The organism is Streptomyces sp. NPDC050423 (assembly GCF_040655445.1).
GTDB lineage: Bacteria > Actinomycetota > Actinomycetes > Streptomycetales > Streptomycetaceae > Streptomyces.
On record NZ_JBFAJY010000002.1, the window covers coordinates 241,066 to 259,485 of the forward strand.

At 68.9% G+C, this 18,420-nt stretch carries 17 protein-coding genes and 1 tRNA gene; 9 read left to right on the plus strand and 9 right to left on the minus strand.

Features of this window, described 5'->3' with window-relative positions; translation table 11 throughout:
- Positions 1 to 102 precede the first annotated feature (102 nt).
- Together AB0I52_RS02625 and AB0I52_RS02630 are read right to left on the minus strand one after the other, a co-directional pair.
- On the minus strand, positions 103 to 1,479 hold the full coding sequence (locus tag AB0I52_RS02625) for a protein kinase (protein ID WP_363068183.1): 1,377 nt from the start codon (positions 1,477 to 1,479) through the stop codon (positions 103 to 105).
- Positions 1,480 to 1,574: 95 nt separating this feature from the next.
- Positions 1,575 to 2,123: a helix-turn-helix transcriptional regulator gene (locus AB0I52_RS02630; RefSeq protein WP_363068185.1), complete on the minus strand. Its 549-nt coding sequence runs from the start codon at positions 2,121 to 2,123 to the stop codon at positions 1,575 to 1,577.
- A gap of 168 nt (positions 2,124 to 2,291) precedes the next feature.
- Between AB0I52_RS02630 and AB0I52_RS02635 the strand changes: the two genes are divergently transcribed.
- A tRNA-Ala gene (locus AB0I52_RS02635) sits at positions 2,292 to 2,364 on the plus strand.
- An 81-nt stretch (positions 2,365 to 2,445) separates the two neighbouring features.
- Here AB0I52_RS02635 and AB0I52_RS02640 read toward each other — a convergent pair.
- Entirely contained in the window at positions 2,446 to 3,501 is a 1,056-nt protein-coding gene (locus AB0I52_RS02640) for an aldo/keto reductase (protein ID WP_363068187.1), read from the minus strand.
- A 250-nt stretch (positions 3,502 to 3,751) separates the two neighbouring features.
- A complete protein-coding gene (locus AB0I52_RS02645) occupies positions 3,752 to 4,486 on the minus strand; it encodes a DUF5324 family protein (RefSeq protein ID WP_363068189.1) in 735 nt (244 codons plus the stop codon).
- Positions 4,487 to 4,857: 371 nt separating this feature from the next.
- Between AB0I52_RS02645 and AB0I52_RS02650 the strand changes: the two genes are divergently transcribed.
- Together AB0I52_RS02650 and AB0I52_RS02655 are read left to right on the plus strand one after the other, a co-directional pair.
- The gene (locus AB0I52_RS02650) at positions 4,858 to 5,385 is read left to right on the plus strand and encodes a peptidylprolyl isomerase (protein WP_363068191.1); all 528 of its coding nucleotides are present in this window, start codon (positions 4,858 to 4,860) and stop codon (positions 5,383 to 5,385) included.
- 152 nt (positions 5,386 to 5,537) lie between these two features.
- Positions 5,538 to 6,437: a rhomboid family intramembrane serine protease gene (locus AB0I52_RS02655; protein ID WP_363068309.1), complete on the plus strand. Its 900-nt coding sequence runs from the start codon at positions 5,538 to 5,540 to the stop codon at positions 6,435 to 6,437.
- Positions 6,438 to 6,759: 322 nt separating this feature from the next.
- Here the strand turns inward: AB0I52_RS02655 and crgA are convergent, their stop codons facing one another.
- Positions 6,760 to 7,014 carry a cell division protein CrgA gene (gene crgA, locus AB0I52_RS02660; RefSeq protein WP_362953305.1) on the minus strand — a complete coding sequence of 85 codons (255 nt, stop codon included), beginning with the start codon at positions 7,012 to 7,014 and terminating at the stop codon, positions 6,760 to 6,762.
- 142 nt (positions 7,015 to 7,156) lie between these two features.
- Between crgA and AB0I52_RS02665 the strand changes: the two genes are divergently transcribed.
- The 6 genes from AB0I52_RS02665 to AB0I52_RS02690 are packed head-to-tail and all read left to right on the plus strand — an operon-like array spanning position 7,157 to position 11,739.
- Positions 7,157 to 7,924 carry a DUF881 domain-containing protein gene (locus tag AB0I52_RS02665; protein WP_363068193.1) on the plus strand — a complete coding sequence of 256 codons (768 nt, stop codon included), beginning with the start codon at positions 7,157 to 7,159 and terminating at the stop codon, positions 7,922 to 7,924.
- A 25-nt stretch (positions 7,925 to 7,949) separates the two neighbouring features.
- Positions 7,950 to 8,690 carry a class E sortase gene (locus AB0I52_RS02670; protein ID WP_363068195.1) on the plus strand — a complete coding sequence of 247 codons (741 nt, stop codon included), beginning with the start codon at positions 7,950 to 7,952 and terminating at the stop codon, positions 8,688 to 8,690.
- Positions 8,691 to 8,746: 56 nt separating this feature from the next.
- Positions 8,747 to 8,929 carry a hypothetical protein gene (locus tag AB0I52_RS02675; RefSeq protein WP_363068197.1) on the plus strand — a complete coding sequence of 61 codons (183 nt, stop codon included), beginning with the start codon at positions 8,747 to 8,749 and terminating at the stop codon, positions 8,927 to 8,929.
- A complete protein-coding gene (locus AB0I52_RS02680) occupies positions 8,926 to 9,564 on the plus strand; it encodes an aminodeoxychorismate/anthranilate synthase component II (RefSeq protein ID WP_363068199.1) in 639 nt (212 codons plus the stop codon). The genes AB0I52_RS02675 and AB0I52_RS02680 overlap by 4 nt, the downstream gene beginning before the upstream one ends.
- Positions 9,561 to 10,976 (plus strand): class E sortase, encoded by a 1,416-nt coding sequence (locus AB0I52_RS02685; RefSeq protein ID WP_363068201.1) that lies wholly within the window; start codon positions 9,561 to 9,563, stop codon positions 10,974 to 10,976. The genes AB0I52_RS02680 and AB0I52_RS02685 overlap by 4 nt, the downstream gene beginning before the upstream one ends.
- A 34-nt stretch (positions 10,977 to 11,010) precedes the next feature.
- Positions 11,011 to 11,739: a class E sortase gene (locus tag AB0I52_RS02690; protein WP_363068203.1), complete on the plus strand. Its 729-nt coding sequence runs from the start codon at positions 11,011 to 11,013 to the stop codon at positions 11,737 to 11,739.
- 123 nt (positions 11,740 to 11,862) lie between these two features.
- Here AB0I52_RS02690 and pknB read toward each other — a convergent pair whose 3' ends face one another.
- The 4 genes from pknB to AB0I52_RS02710 form a co-directional block, all read right to left on the minus strand.
- A complete protein-coding gene (gene pknB, locus AB0I52_RS02695; protein WP_363068205.1) occupies positions 11,863 to 13,863 on the minus strand; it encodes a Stk1 family PASTA domain-containing Ser/Thr kinase in 2,001 nt (666 codons plus the stop codon).
- Between the two features lie 167 nt (positions 13,864 to 14,030).
- On the minus strand, positions 14,031 to 15,491 hold the full coding sequence (locus AB0I52_RS02700; RefSeq protein WP_363068207.1) for a penicillin-binding transpeptidase domain-containing protein: 1,461 nt from the start codon (positions 15,489 to 15,491) through the stop codon (positions 14,031 to 14,033).
- Complete coding sequence (locus AB0I52_RS02705; protein WP_363068209.1) at positions 15,488 to 16,897, minus strand: FtsW/RodA/SpoVE family cell cycle protein; 1,410 nt, start codon at positions 16,895 to 16,897, stop codon at positions 15,488 to 15,490. Before AB0I52_RS02705 ends, AB0I52_RS02700 begins: the two co-directional genes overlap by 4 nt.
- A 23-nt stretch (positions 16,898 to 16,920) precedes the next feature.
- Positions 16,921 to 18,417, minus strand: a complete 1,497-nt coding sequence (locus AB0I52_RS02710; protein WP_363068211.1) for a Stp1/IreP family PP2C-type Ser/Thr phosphatase — start codon at positions 18,415 to 18,417, stop codon at positions 16,921 to 16,923.
- Positions 18,418 to 18,420 lie beyond the last annotated feature (3 nt).

The window sequence follows — 18,420 nt, forward strand, 5'->3', positions numbered from 1 at the left end:
CCGGACTGGGCCTGGCCTGGCTTGGCCCAGTCCTGGCCTGGCTTGGCCCAGTCCTGGACTGGGTGCGGGCCGCCGTCCGGCCCGTGTCCGCCGAGCCGTCACTCAGGCCTGGGTCAGGGCCCAGATACCCACGGCGAAACAGATCAGCGCCACCAGCAGCACCGGGACCGCCACCTTCGTGGACGGTCCCGGCCGCTTTCGCGGAACGTGTGCCGGGGTGTGCGAAGGGGACATGACCTGGGGCGACGGTGCCTGCGCGAAGGCCTGCGGAGCCCCGGCCCCGGAAAACCCCGGTCCGGGGGAGGGAACCTGCGCCCGCTGAGCGGTGTACGGACGAGTGAGAGCTTGGTCGTGCTGCACCGCGGACGTGGGGGCCTGGGAGAGGTCCGCTGCGGCGCCGGGGAAGGGGGAGGCCGTATGCGCCGGATGGTGCGTGCCGGGCTGCGCCGCCCGGGGCGTGGAGTCGGCGTGCTGCGGGGGTGGCGGGAGGTGGAAGCTGCCCGTCTCCGACATCGAGGCCGGCCGCTGTGCGTACGGCTGCTGCCCGGGTTCCTGCGCCTGCGCCTGGCCCTGCGGGCCGCCGGGCGGCTGCGATGCCGGGACCGGCCCCGCGGGTCCGAAGCCGGCGGGCAGCGGGCCGATCTGGTCGAAGACCTCCACCGGCTCGTCGTCGGCACCGGGCTCGGGCAGCATCTCGACCGCGGCCGTCAGCGCCTTGCGCGCCCCCGTGGCCGTACGGAAGCGGGCCTGCGGATCCGGTTGCAGCAGCCCCGCGAGCACCTGCCAGAGGGGCTCGGGGATGCCCTGCGGAGCACTGGGTGTGCCGTACGAGGTGAAGTGCTCGACGAGCGCCTGCGAGTCGGGCTTCTGCCCCTGGAGCAGGTAGAGGGCGACGAGGCCGACCGCGAAGAGGTCCGCGGGGAAGTCCGGCTCCGCACCCATCATCTGCTCGGGCGCGAAGTATCCCGGCGTTCCCACCACGTAGTTCGTCTCGGTGAGGCGCGGCTCACCCTTGCGCATGGAGATGCCGAAGTCCGACAGCCGCAGATGCGGCCTGCCGGTTCCGGTGGCCTCCATAAGGATGTTGGCGGGTTTGATGTCCCGGTGCACGACCCCCTCGGCATGCACCGTCGACAGACCGGACAGCAACTGGTCGAGCAGCGTGCAGACGAACCGAGGGGGCAGCGGCCCGTAGTCACCGATGACGTGGGCCAGCGAACCGCCGCTGATGAGGTCCATGGTGAACAGGACCTTGTCGTCGTCCGCGGCCCAGCTGGCCGGAGCGAGCACATGCGGATGCTCGATCCGCAGTGCCTGTTCGCGGACGAAGCGCAGCAGCGTGTGTGCGTCGCTCTGCTGGAGAACCTTGGCCGCCACATAGCGGCGGCGCCGGTGATCCCAGGCACGCCAGACAGCACCGACCCCACCACGTCCGATCGGATCGATCAGCTCGTACCGACCAGCGAAGACCTCACCCATTGCGCTGCGCTCGCTCCCCGTTCCAGCTCTCGGCCGGTGCGTGTGCCCGTGCCCGGATACTGCGATGGCCAGGTCCGTACACCGGCCCGGCCCGACTAGTTCTGGTGTCCCTCGTAGTGCGCCACCGCGTCCGCGGTGCGTCCTGCCCCGTACACCTTGAGGAACTCTGCCAGTTCCGGGTGCGTCGGGGCGAGGGCGTCCGCGGCATCGATGATGTCACCGGCGGCCGCGACGGACCGCAGCAGCGACTGGATCTCGCGGACCACACGGCGCACGGTGGGAGCGCCACTGGTCGACGACGTCTGGCTGGTGCCGGTGAGCACGGAGCCGCCCTGGGACTTCTTGATCTCTTCCATCCGGTCGGTGGCCTCTCCCGCGCTGACACTGCCGTCCGCGACCTGACTGGCCAGTTCCTGGAGCGCCTGGACGCGCTGGACCACTGCCGGATTGCCGATCTTCGCCCGCTGACCGCTCATGAGCTGGGAGAGCATGGGAGCGGAGAGGCCGAGTGCTGCCGCCAGCCGGGCCTGGTTCAGCCCCAGATCATCGATCAGCCGACGGAAGAGCGCCCCGAGCGGTTCTCCGTACCAACTGCGCTGAAGCTCCCTGGCTCTGGCCGTCGCCTCTTGCTGTGCCGCATCCATAGCGTCTCCCCTTCGCCGAGGCTTCGCTGCTGCGAACCCCGACGAGCATCTTACGGAGCGTGGTCGTCGACCGGGAGCCCCTGTCTTTTGGAGGATTCAGGGGATCACCGGGTACTCTGGTCTGCGGCGGTGACCACGATGCCGGTGCGCCCGGTGCTGCCCGCTTCAGGGGCCTTAGCTCAGTTGGTAGAGCGCTGCCTTTGCAAGGCAGATGTCAGGAGTTCGAATCTCCTAGGCTCCACATCCCGAAAGCCCGCCTGACCTGTGAAGATGCAGGTCAGGCGGGCTTTTCTCGTACGGATACGCCGATGCCCGGCCTGTGTCACGATGCCGGGCGCTCTTCCCTGGGCCGGCGGCGCAGGCGGGTGTCGGTCAGTGCGGGAGACTTCCAGGCGCCGTCCGGGTGGTACAGGTTCGTGCCGGGCGGGACGATCTCGTCGATGCGGTCGAGGGCCGAGTCGTCGAGGACGACCGAGGCGCCCTTCCGCAGGGCTTCCCACTGTTCTGCCGTGCGGGGGCCGACGATGACCGAGGTGACGGCCGGATGGGCGAGCGGGAAGGCCACCGCCAGCTCCGGCAGAGTGCAACCGATGTCCGCGGCCAGTTCGGCGAGCTTGTCGGCGACCTCCAGCTTGGTGATGTTCTCGGGGATCGACGGATCGAAGCGGGCGGGGTTCAACTGCGCTCGTCCCGAGGTGAGATCGACGGCTCGCCCCGCTCGGTACCGGCCGCTCAGGAAGCCGGAGGCGAGCGGACTCCACGTCAGCACCCCCATGCCGTAGCGCCGGGCCGTCGGCAGCACGGAGGTCTCCACTCCGCGCGCGAGGACCGAGTACGGGGGCTGCTCGGTGCGGAAGCGCTGGAGGCCGCGCCGCTCCGCCACGTGCTGAGCGTCGGCGATCTCCTCGGCGGGGAAGGTCGACGAGCCGAACGCCCTGATCTTGCCCGCTTGTACGAGGTCGCCGAGGACGCCGAGCGTCTCCTCGATGTCCGTCGTGTGATCCGGCCGGTGCACCTGGTAGAGGTCGATCCAGTCGGTGTCGAGCCGCCGCAGGCTCGCCTCCACGGCCTGGGTGATCCAGCGGCGTGAGTTGCCGCTCCGGTTCCTGCCCTCGCCCATCTGGAAGTGGACCTTCGTCGCGAGTACGGCCTCGTCCCGTCGGCCCGATGCGCGCAGCGCCTTTCCGACGATCACCTCGGACTCACCGGCCGAGTACATGTCCGCCGTGTCGATGAAGTTGACGCCCGCGTCCATGGCGGCGTGGATGATCTGCGCGCTCTGTTCGTGGTCGGGGTTGCCGACCGCGCCGAACATCATCGTGCCCAGGCAGTACGTGCTCACGTCGATGCCGGTGCGGCCGAGCGTGCGGTATCGCATGGTTGTGCCCCCTCGCTGGTCAGACTGTCCACGGCGCCACGGGGTGGACCGTGGTGCGGCGCACTCTAGGAGCTGGAGCGGGCTCTATGGCAAGGCGGTTGAGTTGTGCGGGAGGGCTACCGCAGGGCTCCCGCGCGATCGAGGACGGGGGGACTTCGTCGCCGGGGGGTGCTGTCCGGCACGACGGACGGGCGCCGGAAGACCCGAGGTCTCCTGGCGCCCGTCCGTCGTGCCGCTGCTCAGCCGCCGGTCAGGGGCGGTCGTCCAGGTCCGTGCCGTCCGTGCCGTCCGCGCCGTCCGGTCCGTCCGCCTCGGCGTCGGCCTGCTTGGCCCGGACGTCGGGGTCGAGGACCGTCGAGCCGCTCCCGTCGACCGAGGTCAGGGGGGCGCGGTCGTCCACCTCGGTGGGGGCGGGCGGCTCGACCAGCCAGTCGGGGTTGGCCTGCCGGTCCCACCAGCGCCAGACGGCATAGGCACCGCCCGCCAGGAGGCCGGCCACGGCCAGTCCCTTGAACGCCCGGCCGGCCTTGGCCCGCCGCTCGTGCTTCCGGGTCAGCTTCCTGATCTCCTTCGCCGTGACCTGCCCGCGCAGAGCGGCCAGTGCGGCGGTGCTGCGCGCCGAGGCCTGCTCGGCGACCGGCTGGGCGGCGGCCATCGCGTTCTCGACGCGGGGGACGGTGTAGTCCGCGGCGCTCCGGGCTGCCTGACGGGTGCGGAGCGCGGCGCGCTGCGCGGCCTCGTCGACCTTGGGGGGCACATGGTTACGGGCGAGTTCGATACGTGGTGCGAGGTGCGCGCCGTACTGGACGCGGGCCTGCTGGGCTGCCTTCGAAACCTTCGGCGCGAGCAGCGTACGGGCCTCCTGCGCGTAGTGAGCGGCCTGTTCCCTGGCCGTGCCGGCGTAGGGGGCCACTACTTCCGCGGCGTGCTGCACGCTGTCCCTCGCCGAGTCGGTTGCGGCACGCACGCTGTCGATGCGGGTCACGGGATCCTCCTCCTTGGTGGCGGGTTGGTACTCCGCCTTTCCACCCAGTTCGAGATCATGCCTACACGGGGCTTGTGCGGCACCTGGGGCGGGCATCCGGGTCATTCAGGTCATGAGGGACACCCTCGGGCAATGAGGTGCAAGGGGAGCCTGTTGACGACAATGCCACGGTTCGGCCCGGCCCGCGCCGGTTCGTCACGCACTTGGCCGCATTCCCTTCCGCCGGAAGCGGCAGCGCCCGCCGGAGACGGGTGGCGAGGGGTGGGAGGCGAGGGGTGGGCGGCCCGTGCGGCGTGGGCGGGCCGGACGACGCGGGGTGTGGTCCGTGCGAGGATCGGTGGACGTCAGGGAAGACTTACGGAAGGCAGATCGTGGCCGAGCAGCTTTACGCCACCTTGAAGACCAATCAGGGCGACATCGAGGTCCGGCTTCTGCCGAACCACGCGCCCAAGACGGTCAAGAACTTCGTCGAGCTCGCCACCGGTGAGCGCGAGTGGACCCACCCCGCGACGGGGAAGAAGTCCAAGGACCGGCTGTACGACGGCACCGTCTTCCACCGCGTCATCAGCGGCTTCATGATCCAGGGCGGCGACCCGCTGGGCAACGGCACGGGCGGCCCGGGGTACGAGTTCGGTGACGAGTTCCACCCGGACCTCGCCTTCACCAAGCCGTACCTGCTGGCCATGGCCAACGCCGGCCCGGGGACCAACGGCTCGCAGTTCTTCGTGACGGTGTCGCCGACCGCCTGGCTGACCGGCAAGCACACCATCTTCGGTGAGGTGGTGGACCCGGCGGGCCAGAAGGTCGTCGACACCATCGCGGCCGCGCAGACCAACGCGCGCACCGACCGTCCGTTGCAGGACGTGGTCATCGAGTCGGTCGTCGTCGAGACCCGCTGATCGCCGAACGTCGCCGGCCGCTCACTCTCTGATCCGCCCGGGAACCAACTGCCCCGCCCGTCCGTACTTGATGACAGAACGGACGTGCAGGGCGGCTCGGTGTGCCCTGCCGCGATGACGAGGACCGAGGGGACCGGGAAGTGATGGGACCGATGGACCAGCAGCCGCCGGGCGAGCAGAACGCGTCCGCTCCCGTGGACGGTCCGGTCGCCTGCTACCGCCACCCGGGCCGTGAGACGGCGATCCGCTGCACCCGCTGCGACCGCCCGATCTGCCCGGACTGCATGGTCAGCGCCTCGGTCGGCTTCCAGTGCCCGGACTGCGTGCGTCAGGGATCGGGCACGGGACACAGCCCGGCTGCCGGCCGGCCGCGTACGATCGCGGGCGGCTCGGTCGCGGCGGACCCGAGGCTGATCACCAAGATCCTGCTCGGGATCAACGTCGCGGTGTTCGTCGCGGTGCTGGCCAACAGTGCGCTGGTCGATGATCTGGTGTTGCTGGGCCGGGCCAATTTCTACTACGGCGGTCCGCCCGAGGGCATTGCGGAAGGCCAGTGGTACCGGCTGGTGACGTCGATGTTCCTGCACCAGGAGGTGTGGCACATCGCCTTCAACATGCTGGGTCTGTGGTGGCTCGGGGGTCCGCTGGAAGCGGCGCTCGGCCGGGCCCGCTACCTCGCGCTCTACATGCTCTCGGGGCTGGCGGGCAGCGCACTGACCTACTGGCTCGCGGAGCCGAACCAGCCCTCGCTGGGTGCCTCGGGCGCCATCTTCGGGCTGCTGGGCGCCACCGTGGTGCTCATGCGCCGGCTGAACTACGACATGCGCCCGGTCTTCGCGCTCCTCGCCATCAACCTGATCATCACCTTCAACCCCTGGGGCGGCATCGCCTGGCAGGCACATGTCGGCGGCCTGATCGCGGGCACGCTGATCGCGATCGGCATGGTGCATGCCCCGCGCGAGCGGCGGAATCCGGTGCAGTACGGCACCTGCGCCGCGGCCCTCGCCGTGGTCGTCCTGATCGTGGTTCTCAGAACAGCCTCGCTGACGTAGGAAGCGCCCTGTCAGCACGCCGTCAGCACGATGCAGACCGTTTGTGATCGAAGTTGTCCACAGCGTGTACCGAATCTTGTGCATTCAGTGGGTACAACTGTGCCCCTTGTCGCTGAGCTGGGTTTTTCCAGCAGGGACAAGGGGCGTGCCGCCCCGCTCGGGGGTGGCTGCAGTCACACCGGCGTCAACGATCAAGGAGTTATCCACAGATCGTCTGACCTTTTCCCCCGCCTGTGGATAACGCTGTGGGTAACTCAGGGCAAGGGTTGCGGTACCGGGGTCCGCTGTGGTGTCGGGGATGCGACCTGGGCGCTCCGGGGAGCTACTTCCACTGGGTGGATACGCCGAAGCCGCCGGCGATGAAGCCGAAGCCGACGACGATGTTCCAGTTCCCCAGTGGCTTGATCGGCAGTGAGCCGTCGGTCACGTAGAAAACGACGATCCAGGCCAGACCGATCAGGAACAGCGCCAGCATGACCGGCGCCACCCAACTGCGGTTGGTCAGCTTTATGCTGGTTGCCTGCTTCGCCGGAGGGGGCGTGAAGTCGGCCTTCTTGCGGATACGTGACTTCGGCACGAGGAACTCTCCTGTCGATGCGCTGCGTTACCGCGCAGGGAACTGTTGGCTGACGCCGGGCGTGGCGCGAGGGGGAAATGCTGCCTCCCCCGGGCGTCCGTTAGCGTAGTGCTTCCGTGGCGCCGAAGGAGATAAGGGTACGTTGAGCAATTCTGCCGACTCTCCCCCAGGGCCGGTCCGGCGCACCCTCCGGTATCCGGTCAGAGTGCTCACCGCCGCCGTTTTCGCCCTCGCCGGCCTCATCTTCGTCACCAGTGCGAACACGGCCAAGGGCACCAACATCCGCACCGACTCCTCGCTGCTGAAGCTCTCCGACCTCATCCAGCAGCGCAGCGAGAAGAACGCGGGCCTGGAGGAGTCCGCCGCGTCCGTGCGCGGGGACGTCGACGCCCTCGCCCAGCGCGACGACGGCAGCACCACGGCGGAGGATGCCCGGCTCAAGGGGCTGGAGCGGGCCGCCGGCACCGCGAAGCTCTCCGGCCGAGCCGTGTCCGTCACCCTCGACGACGCCCCGCCGAATGCCACCGCGAACCCCGGCTACCCCGATCCGCAACCCAATGACCTGGTCATTCACCAGCAGGACCTGCAGGCGGTCGTCAACGCCCTGTGGCAGGGCGGAGCCGGTGGCATCGAGGTCATGGACCAGCGGCTGATCTCCACCAGCGCGGTGCGCTGCGTCGGCAACACCCTGATCCTCCAGGGCCGCGTCTACTCACCGCCGTACAAGATCACCGCCGTCGGTGACCCCGGCAAGCTCAAGCAGGCGCTCGACGCCTCCCCGGCGATCCAGAACTACCTGCTGTACGTGAAGGCGTACGGGCTCGGCTGGAAAGTCGACGAGCGCCAGGCGATGACTCTTCCCGGTTACTCGGGCACAGTGGATCTCCACTATGCGGAGCCGGTGAAGTAGCGAGCAGCTGCGGGGAGGCCGACCGGTGTCGGTGCGACTGATCGTCAGGACGTTCAGTGAACTGTGCATCACGATCGGTGCCCTGATCGTGCTGTTTGTGGTGTACGTGCTGTTCTGGACCGGGGTGAAGGCCGCCGGTGCGACCGAGGGACAGATCGACGACCTGCAGCGCCAGTGGGCGCAGGGGACGGTGTCCGCACCCGCCCCGTCGGCATCGCCGTCATCAGGGTCATCACCGGCATCACCGAGTCCACCGTCGTCGCCGGGTCCGAAGCCTCCGGCTCCCGCGGCGTACCGCGACGGGAAGCCGTTCGCGATGCTCTACATACCCCGCTTCGGAAAGGGGTGGGAGTGGCCTGTCCTGGAGAACACCGAGGTCAAGACGTTGCAGAAGGGCCTCGGGCACTACCGCGGCACCGCCCGCCCGGGAGCCACCGGCAACTTCGCGGTGGCCGGCCACCGCCGCACGTACGGCGACCCCTTCAAGGACTTCCCGAAGCTGCGCCCCGGGGACCCGGTGCTGCTGACGGACGGGACGACGTGGTTCACGTACCGCATCGACAAGAAGCCCTACCGCACCGTGCCGAGCGATGTCGGTGTCATCGACCCCGTGCCGCGCAAGTCCGGCTTCGACGGGCCCGGCCGCTATCTGACGCTGACCACCTGTGACCCCGAGTGGGGCAGCAGCCACCGGCTGATCGTCTGGGCGCACCTGGACGCGACCCAGCCCGTGACCGACGGAAGGCCGGCAGCTTTCCACAGCTGACCCACGGCCCTGCCCCGGCCCTTTAGTCTGGTCCCGTACCGAATGGAGGGGTCAGCATGTACGGCTGGGTCTGGCGTCATCTGCCGGGCAACGTGTGGGTGCGCGGGTTCATCTCGCTCGTGCTCGCCCTGGCGGTTGTCTATGTGCTGTTCCAGTACGTCTTCCCGTGGGCGGAGCCGCTGCTTCCGTTCGGCGATGTGACGGTCGACGGCGCGGGCGCGACGGGGGCCGGCCGATGAGCGCCCGCATCCTGGTCGTCGACAACTACGACAGTTTCGTCTTCAACCTCGTGCAGTACCTGTACCAACTGGGCGCCGAGTGCGAGGTGCTGCGCAACGACGAGGTGACCACGGCCCACGCCCAGGACGGCTTCGACGGCGTCCTGCTCTCGCCGGGCCCCGGCACCCCCGAGCACGCGGGCGTCTGCATCGACATGGTGCGGCACTGCGCGGCGACCGGCGTCCCGGTCTTCGGGGTCTGCCTCGGGATGCAGTCGATGGCGGTGGCGTACGGCGGTGTCGTGGACCGAGCCCCCGAGCTGCTGCACGGCAAGACGTCCCCGGTGACCCACGAGGGCAAGGGTGTCTTCGCCGGTCTGCCCTCCCCCTTCACCGCGACCCGCTACCACTCGCTCGCCGCCGAACCGGACACGGTTCCCGAGGAGCTGGAGGTCACCGCGCGAACGCCCGACGGCATCATCATGGGGCTGCGGCACCGGGAGTTCGCGGTCGAGGGAGTGCAGTTCCACCCGGAGTCGGTGCTCACCGAGCACGGCCATCTGATGCTGGCGAACTGGCTGGCGCAGTGCGGCGACGCCGGAGCCGTCGAGAGGTCGGCGGGGCTCGCGCCGGTGGTGGGCAAGGCCGTCGCGTGACCCCACCCCGCCACGGCCGCGACGCCGGTCAGGACGGCCCGCGGGAAGAGGGGACGTACGAGGCCGCAGGCGCGTTCGAGGCGGCGGTCGGCCAGTTGGCGGACCCGTTGAACGACCCGTTGCCGGGGGAGCACGCCTCGCCCTGGTCCCGGGCGGAGGACGTTGCCGGGGGGACGGCGGACCCGGGCAGCGGGCCGGGCGGTGCCGGTACGCCGCCGGCCCAGGCGCCACACGGGCCGCAGACGGCTCAGGAGCCTCCGCGTGAGTGGTACGACCCGGAGGGGTACGAACGGGACTGGTACGGCGGACAGGCGCCCGTCCCGGCGGCCCCGGCCGAAGTGCCCCCTCGCCACGACGAGACCGTCGCACTGCGAACGCCGGACATCCGGCGAACAGTCCCCCGGGTAGTCCCCCGCGCGCGGACGGAGCACCGCCCGGAACCGGAACGCGATCCGGCGGCCGAGGACGCCACGGAGGTCATGGCAGCCGTACCTGCCGGACCAGTCGAAGCAGTCGAATCTGCCGTACCTGCCGGGCCGGATGCGGGACCCGTGGGGCCCGCGGGACCCGCGGAGTCCGCGGAAGCGCCCGGTACCGGAGGCCGGGCAGAACGGCGCCGTGCGGCCAGGGCCCGCGGCCGCAGACGTCCCGACCCGCAGCCGGGGCCGGCGTCCGGACCGGCCGGCCCCGCGAAACCGATGTCACGCGTCGAGGCGCGACGGGCGGCGCGGGCGGCCAAGGACAGCCCGGCGGTCGTGGCCAGCCGGGTGGTCGGCGAGCTGTTCATCTCGCTGGGCGTGCTGATGCTGCTGTTCGTCACGTACCAGCTGTGGTGGACCAACGTGCGCGCCGACCAGATCGCCGGCAACGAGACGCACAAGATCCAGAACGACTGGGCCAGCGGCAAACGTGCCCCCGGTGCGTTCGAGGCCGGGCAGGGCTTCGCCATCATCCACATCCCGAAACTGGACGTGGTCACGCCGATCGCCGAGGGCACCAGCAAGGACAAGGTCCTCGACCGCGGCATGGTCGGCCACTACGGCGAGGACCCGCTGCGCACGGCGATGCCCTCTGCGAAGCAGGGCAACTTCGCGCTGGCCGGCCACCGCAACACCCACGGCGAGCCGTTCCGCTACATCAACCGGCTGAGCCCCGGCGACCCGATCGTGGTCGAGACGCAGGACGCCTACTACACGTACGAGATGACGAGCGTGCTGCCCCAGACCTCGCCGTCCAATGTGTCGGTGATCGGCCCGGTGCCTCCGCAGTCCGGATTCACCAAGCCCGGTCGGTACATCACATTGACGACCTGTACGCCCGAATTCACGAGTACGTACCGATTGATCGTCTGGGGCAAGATGGTCGATGAACGGCCGCGCAGCAAGGGAAAGCCCGACGCGCTGGTGGGCTGAACGGGCTGGACATCATCACGACAGGGACGGTGCGGTGGCAGCGAGGACCGAGGACCAAGAGCAGACCGGCGAGTCCGCGCCCCCGGTGCGGCGCGGGGGCCGCCATCCCGTCGCGGCCGCGGTCAGTGTCTTCGGCGAACTCCTGATCACCGCAGGCCTGGTGCTCGGGCTCTTCGTCGCCTACTCCCTCTGGTGGACGAACGTGCTCGCCGACCGCGAGGCCACCAAGCAGGGCCACACCGTCCGCGACCGCTGGGCCGACGGCCCGGGGGCGCTGGACACCAAGGACGGCATCGGCTTCCTGCACGTCCCGTCGATGAAGAACGGCGAGGTGCTCGTCAAGAAGGGCACCGACACCGAGAACCTCAACGACGGCATCGCCGGCTACTACACCGACCCGGTGAAGTCGGCGCTCCCCTCCGCCGAGAAGGGCAACTTCACGCTGGCCGCCCACCGGGACGGCCACGGGGCGAAGTTCCACAACATCGACAAGGTGCGGACCGGGGACGCGGTCGTCTTCGAGACCAAGGACACCTGGTACGTCTACAAGGTCTTCAAGGAGCTTCCGGAGACGTCGAAGTACAACGTCGACGTGCTCCAGGAGGTCCCGAAGGGCTCCGGCAAGAAGAAGCCCGGCCGCTACATCACGCTGACGACGTGCACGCCCGTCTTCACGTCGAAGTACCGCTACATCGTGTGGGGCGAGCTGGTCCGTACGGAGAAGGTCGACCGCGACCGTACGAAGCCGGCCGAGCTGCGCTGACGCGCGTTCCGGTCCCCCGTCCGAGCATCCGGCCGCAGACACAGCGCAGGGCCCCGGTCACCGTTGTGGTGCCGGGGCCCTGCGCTGTGTCCGTGCCGGATGCGCGGACGGGGTGGGACGCGGTCAGTGCCGGGAGCCGGACGGGCCGCCGAAGATGTTGCCGTCTCCGCCGCCGGGACCGTCGCCGCCCATCGTGGTGAGGGTGACGGTGGTGTTCGCCGGGTCGGCCTGCGTGCCCGGCTGCGGGTCGATGCCGGTGACCCTGGCGTTGTCGTTGTCCGAGCTGTTCTCCGCGAACTGGATGTTCGTGAAGCCGGCATCGGTCAGGGCCTGCTTGGCCTCGGAGACCTTCTTGCCCCTGACCTCGGGAACGGGCATCGTCGTCGGCGCCGGCGGGCCCTTGGAGACCTTCAGGATGATCGCGCTGTCCTTGCCCACCTTCTCGTTGGCCGCCGGGGTCTGGCCGACCACCTCGTTCGCGGGCTTGTCGGAGTCGATGTCGGACTTGGCGACGTTGGTGAAACCGAGCGCCGTCAGCTGGGTCAGCGCTTCGTCGTATGAGCGGCCGTCCAGTCCGGGCACGGTGAGCAGCTTCTCCGTCGCGACCGAGAGCTTGACCTCGGAGTTCTTCTCGGCCTTGGCGTTGCCCTTGGGGGACTGGTCAAGGATGGTGCCGGGCTGGGCGTCTGCGGACTCGACCGAATGGACGGTGACCGTGAAGCCCTGCTCCTCAAGGAGCTTGCGCGCGCTGTTCTCGGACTCCCCAGTGACGTCCGGGACACTGACCTTCGGCGCACCGGTGGAGACGAAGACCGTGACGGTCTCCTTCTCCGCCATCATCTCGTCAGGCGTCGGGGTCTGGCGGCAGATCTTGTTCTTGGGCTGGTCCTTGCACGCTTCCTTCGGGCCGACCTTGAGCACGATGTTGGTGTTGTTGGCGAGCCCCTGTGCTTCCTTGACGGTCGAACCGATCATGTCGGGCGCCTTGAACTCGGCGGCGCCGCTGTTCGTGTCGCCGAAGACCTGCTTGCCGATCAGGACGGCCCCGATCAGCACCAGGATGCCCGCGACGACCAGCAGGATCGTCGAGGTGTTGCTCTTCTTCTGTCGGCGGCGGCCGGGCCGGTCGTCGTAGCCGTAGCCGCCGTCGTCCGGGTTGACCGGGGGCAGCATCGACGTCGGGGCGCCGTTCTGGTCCGCGGGGTGCAGGGCGGTGGTGGGCTGGTCGTTGCCGTACCCGTCGTAGCCGCCGTAGCCGGCCGCGCCCATCGCCGCGGTGACCGGCTGGCCGTCGAGGCAGGCCTCGATGTCGGCGCGCATCTCGTCGGCCGACTGGTAGCGGTAGTCCGGGTCCTTGACCAGGGCCTTCAACACGATCGCGTCCATCTCGGGCGTGATCTCGGGGTCGAAGTTGCTCGGGGTCTGCGGCTCTTCCCGTACGTGCTGGTAGGCGACCGCGACAGGTGAGTCACCGATGAACGGCGGCCGGACCGTCAGCAGCTCATAGAGCAGACAACCCGTCGAATAAAGGTCCGACCGGGCGTCGACCTGCTCGCCCTTGGCCTGCTCCGGGGAGAGGTACTGGGCGGTGCCGATGACGGCCGAGGTCTGGGTCATCGTCATACCGGAGTCACCCATGGCGCGGGCGATGCCGAAGTCCATGACCTTGACCTGGCCGGTGCGCGTCAGCATGACGTTGGCCGGCTTGATGTCACGGTGAACGATGCCCGCACGGTGCGAGTACTCCAGCGCCTGGAGGATGCCGACCGTCATTTCGAGCGTGCGCTCCGGCAGCAGTCTGCGGCCCGAGTGCAGCAGCTCTCTGAGCGTCGAGCCGTCGACGTACTCCATGACGATGTACGGGATCGAGACCCCGTCGACGTAATCCTCACCGGTGTCGTACACCGCGACGATCGCCGGATGGTTGAGCGAGGCGGCGGACTGGGCCTCACGGCGGAACCGGGCCTGGAAGGACGGGTCGCGGGCGAGGTCAGCCCGAAGCGTCTTCACAGCGACGGTGCGGCCGAGCCGGGTGTCGTGGGCGAGGTATACCTCGGCCATGCCACCACGGCCGAGCACCGAGCCCAGCTCGTACCGGCCGCCGAGGCGACGCGGCTCTTCCATAACTGTTCCAGCCCTCTCCGTCAGTCCTGACCGCACCGGTGTGCGGTCCGGCGGTGTGCTGTTCGCGCATACGCTACCGGCCGCGCACTACCTGATCAGCCCGCAGCCCATACCTGATATCCGACCGGTATCCCAACGTGCGGATATGGTGCTCGGCGTGACGGGCGTCACCTCTTGCCGTCGATGACCGCCTCCATGACGGCCTTCGCGATGGGGGCGGCCAGACCGCCACCGGAGACGTCGTCGCGGTTGGCCTTGCCGTCCTCGACGACCACGGCGACGGCGACGGGAGAGCCGCTGTCGGTCTTCGCGTACGAGATGAACCAGGCGTACGGCTTCTCACTGTTGCCGAGCCCGTGCTGAGCCGTACCCGTCTTGCCGCCGACGGTGACGCCGGGAATCTTGGCGTTCCCGCCCGTTCCCGACTCGACGACGGTCTTCATCATCTCCTGGAGCTTTTGGGCGTTCTCACCCGAGAGGGGCTGGCTGAGCTGTTCCGGCTGGTGGGTGTAGATGTCGTCCAGGCTGGGCGACTGCCGCTTGGCGACCATGTACGGCTGCATCAGCTTGCCGTCGTTGGCGACCGCGGAGGCGACCATCGCCATCTGGAGCGGGGTGGCGCGGTTGGACGCCTGACCGATGCCGGCCATGGCGTTCTGCGGGCGGTTGTCCTTCGGGTAGATGCTCGCGGTGGCGCGGACCGGGACGAAGACGTCCTTGTTGAAGCCGAACCTGTTGGCCTCGTCGATCATCTTCTGGTTGCCGAGGTCGTCGCTGATCTTGCCGAAGACGGTGTTGCAGGACATCCGCAGCGCTTCCCGGAGCGAGACGTTCTCACACGGGATGTTGTTCTCGTTGTCCAGGTTCCTGGTGCTCAGGGGAAGGCGGTAGGGCAGCGGGGACCTCGTCTTGGCGTCGATGTCCGTGTAGAGGCCGTTCTCCAGGGCGGCCGCCGCGGTGACGACCTTGAAGGTCGAGCCGGGCGGGTAGGTCTCGCGCAATGCCCTGTTGAGCATCGGCTTGTCCTTGTCCTTCTGGAGCGCCTGCCAGGCCTTGGAGTCCTTGTCGGAGTTGCCCGCGAAGGTCGAGGGGTCGTACGAGGGCGTGCTGGCGAGCGCCAGGATGGCGCCGGTCTGCGGGTCGAGGGCGGCGACGGCGCCCTTCTTGTCACCGAGGCCCGCGAAGGCGGCCTTCTGCGCGGCGGCGTTGAGCGTGGTGACGATGTTGCCGCCCTGCTTCTTGTCCTTGGTGAACATCGACATCGTGCGGTCGAAGAAGAGCTGGTCGTCGTTGCCGGTGAGAATGCCGTCCTCGATGCTCTCCAGCTGGGTGGCGCCGAAGGCCTGCGAGGAGTAGCCGGTGACGGGGGCCCACGTCGGGCCGTCCTGCCAGACCCGCTTGTACTTGAAGTCGCTGTCCTTGGTCTCCTTGGACCCGGTGACGGCCTTGCCGCCGTCGACGATGATGTCGCCGCGCTCGTGCGCGTACCGCTCGATACGGACGCGGCGGTTCTCGTCGCGGGTGTTGAGCTCGTCGGCCCGTACGTACTGGAGGTAGTTGGTGCGTACGAGCAGAGCCAGGATGAGGATTCCGCAGAAGACCGCGATCCGGCGCAGGGGCTTGTTCACGGGCGGACCACCTGGGTCATCTCGGCGTCGGCGGAGGGTGCGGGGGCAGGGGCGGGGCGGCGCGCGGTGTCGCTGATGCGGATCAGGATCCCGATCAGGGCCCAGTTGGCGATCACGGACGAACCACCGGCGGCGAGGAAGGGCATCGTCATACCGGTCAGCGGGATGAGGCCCATGACACCGCCGGCGACGACGAAGACCTGGATGGCGAAGGCGCCGGAGAGGCCGATGGCGAGGAGCTTGCCGAACGGGTCGCGGGCGGCGAGGGCGGTACGGACACCGCGCTCGACGATCAGACCGTAGACCAGCAGGACGGCCATCATTCCGGCGAGGCCGAGTTCCTCACCGACGGTGGAGAGGATGAAGTCGGCGTTGGCGGCGAAGCCGATCAGGTCGGAGTGGCCCTGGCCCCAGCCGGTGCCCAGAGTACCGCCCGACCCGAAGGACATGAGCGCCTGCGCGATCTGGTCGCTGTGCTCCATGGTCTTCTGGGAGAAGGGGTCGAGCCAGGCGTCGACGCGCTCCTGCACGTGCGGCTCGAAGGTAGCGACACCCACGGCCCCGCCCGCTGACATCAGCAGACCGAAGACGATCCAACTGGTCCGCTCCGTGGCGACATACAGCATGATCACGAAGAGGCCGAAGAACAGGAGCGACGTCCCGAGGTCGGTCTCGAAGACCAGGATCAGGATCGAAAGCCCCCAGATGACCAGGATCGGCCCGAGGTCGCGGCCGCGGGGCAGGTAGAGACCCATGAACCGGCGACTGGCGAGGGCCAGGGCATCACGTTTCACCATGAGATAGCCGGAGAAGAAGATCGCGATGATGATCTTCGCGAACTCACCCGGCTGGATGGAGAAGGGGCCGAGGCTGATCCAGATCTTCGCGCCGTTCACCGCAGGGAAGAACACGGGCAGGACCAGCAGGACCAGCGCCACGACCATGGAGATGTAGGTGTAGCGCTGGAGGATGCGGTGGTCTTTGAGGATCACCAGCACCGCGGCGAAGAGAGCTACGCCGACAGCCGAGTACATGAGTTGCTTGGGAGCGTCGGCGCTGTACGCCCCGAACAGGCTCTCCGCACGCTGGATCAGCCTCGGTGACTGGTCCAGCCGCCAGATCAGCACCAGCCCCAGCCCGTTGAGCAGCGTGGCCAGCGGCAGCAGCAGCGGGTCCGCGTAGGGCGCGAACTTGCGCACCACGAGGTGGGCCACGGCGCCGAGCAGGACCAGGCCGAGCCCGTATCCGAACATGCCGGAGGGTAGCCGGCCGTCGATGGCCAGGCCCACGTTGGCGTAGGCGAACACCGAGATGGCGATGGCGAAGACCATCATCATCAGTTCGGTGTTGCGCCGGCTCGGTGCGTCGATCGCGCCGATGGTGGTCGTGTTGGTGACAACGCTCATGGTGCTGAAGGCCCCCTACGGCTTTACTGCTTACCGCACTGCGGGACCAGCTTCTTCTCTTCCTCCGAGAGGCTGGGACCAGGAGTGGGAGTCGCTGAAGTGTGCTTGGTCTTGGCGGTGCCGGACGTCGAGGACGTCTTGGTGGCATCCGTGTCCGTAGTGCCGGCCTGGCCCTCGTCGCTGGGGGCGTTCTTCTCGGCGGCGCGGCGCTCCGCGTCCTTCTTGCAGGCACTGGCCTGGGTGGAGAGTTCGGTGATCTTCTCGCGGGCGTCGGCGAGGTTGCCCTCGGCGATGGTCGCCTCGACCTGCTTGCGCTGGTACGCCGGGAGGTACTTGAGTTCGATCTCGGGGTGGTCGCTCTCCACCTTCGAGAGCGAGACCCAGGCGAGGTCCTGGCTGATGCCCCGGTACAGCGCGACGTTGTCGTTCTTCGCGCCGACGTAGAACTGGGTCTGGGTCCAGCGGTAGCCGCCGTACAGACCGCCGCCGATGACTGCCAGTGCGAGCACGACGTACAGCGACCTCTTGAGCCACTTGCGGCCGCCGGGCTTGACGAAGTCCTCGTCGGAGTAGGACCCGAAGGACCCGTCCGGCATCCCGTCGTAGCCGGAGTCGTCACCGCTGCCGGGAGGGCCGAAGCCGCCCGAGGGCGGCGGGACGGGGCGGCCGAGGCCTGCCGCCCGTCCGGCGGGGGTCTCCATCGCGCCGCCGTCGTTCAGCTGGGCGGCCTGGTTCTCCGCGACCGCGCCGACGATGACCGGGGTGTCGTTGAGCTGCCCGGCCAGGGTGTCGTTGCTGTCGACGTCGAGGACGTCCGCGACGATGCAGGTGATGTTGTCCGGGCCACCGCCACGTAGGGCGAGCTGGATCAGGTCCTGGATGGTCTCCTGCGGGCCCTGGTAGCTGGCGAGCGTCTCCTCCATCGTCTGGTGGGAGACGACGCCGGAGAGGCCGTCGGAGCAGATCAGGTAACGGTCGCCGGCCCGGACCTCGCGGATGGAGAGATCGGGTTCGACGTGGTCGCCACTGCCCAGCGCGCGCATCAGCAGGGAGCGTTGCGGGTGGGTGGTGGCCTCCTCCTCGGTGATCCGGCCCTCGTCGACCAGCCGCTGGACCCAGGTGTGGTCCTGCGTGATCTGGGTCAGTACGCCGTCACGCAGCAGGTACGCACGGGAGTCGCCGACGTGGACGAGGCCGAGACGCTGACCGGTCCAGAGGAGAGCGGTGAGCGTGGTGCCCATGCCCTCCAGCTGCGGGTCCTCCTCGACCATCATGCGCAGCTGGTCATTGGCCCGCTGGACCGCTGTACCGAGCGACGTGAGGATGTCGGAGCCGGGTACGTCGTCGTCCAGCTGGACGAGCGTGGAGATCACCTCGGAGCTGGCGACCTCACCGGCCGCCTGGCCGCCCATCCCGTCGGCGATGGCGAGAAGGCGCGGTCCGGCATAGCCGGAGTCCTCGTTGCCCTCCCGGATCATGCCCTTGTGCGATCCGGCGGCGAAGCGCAGGGAAAGACTCATGCG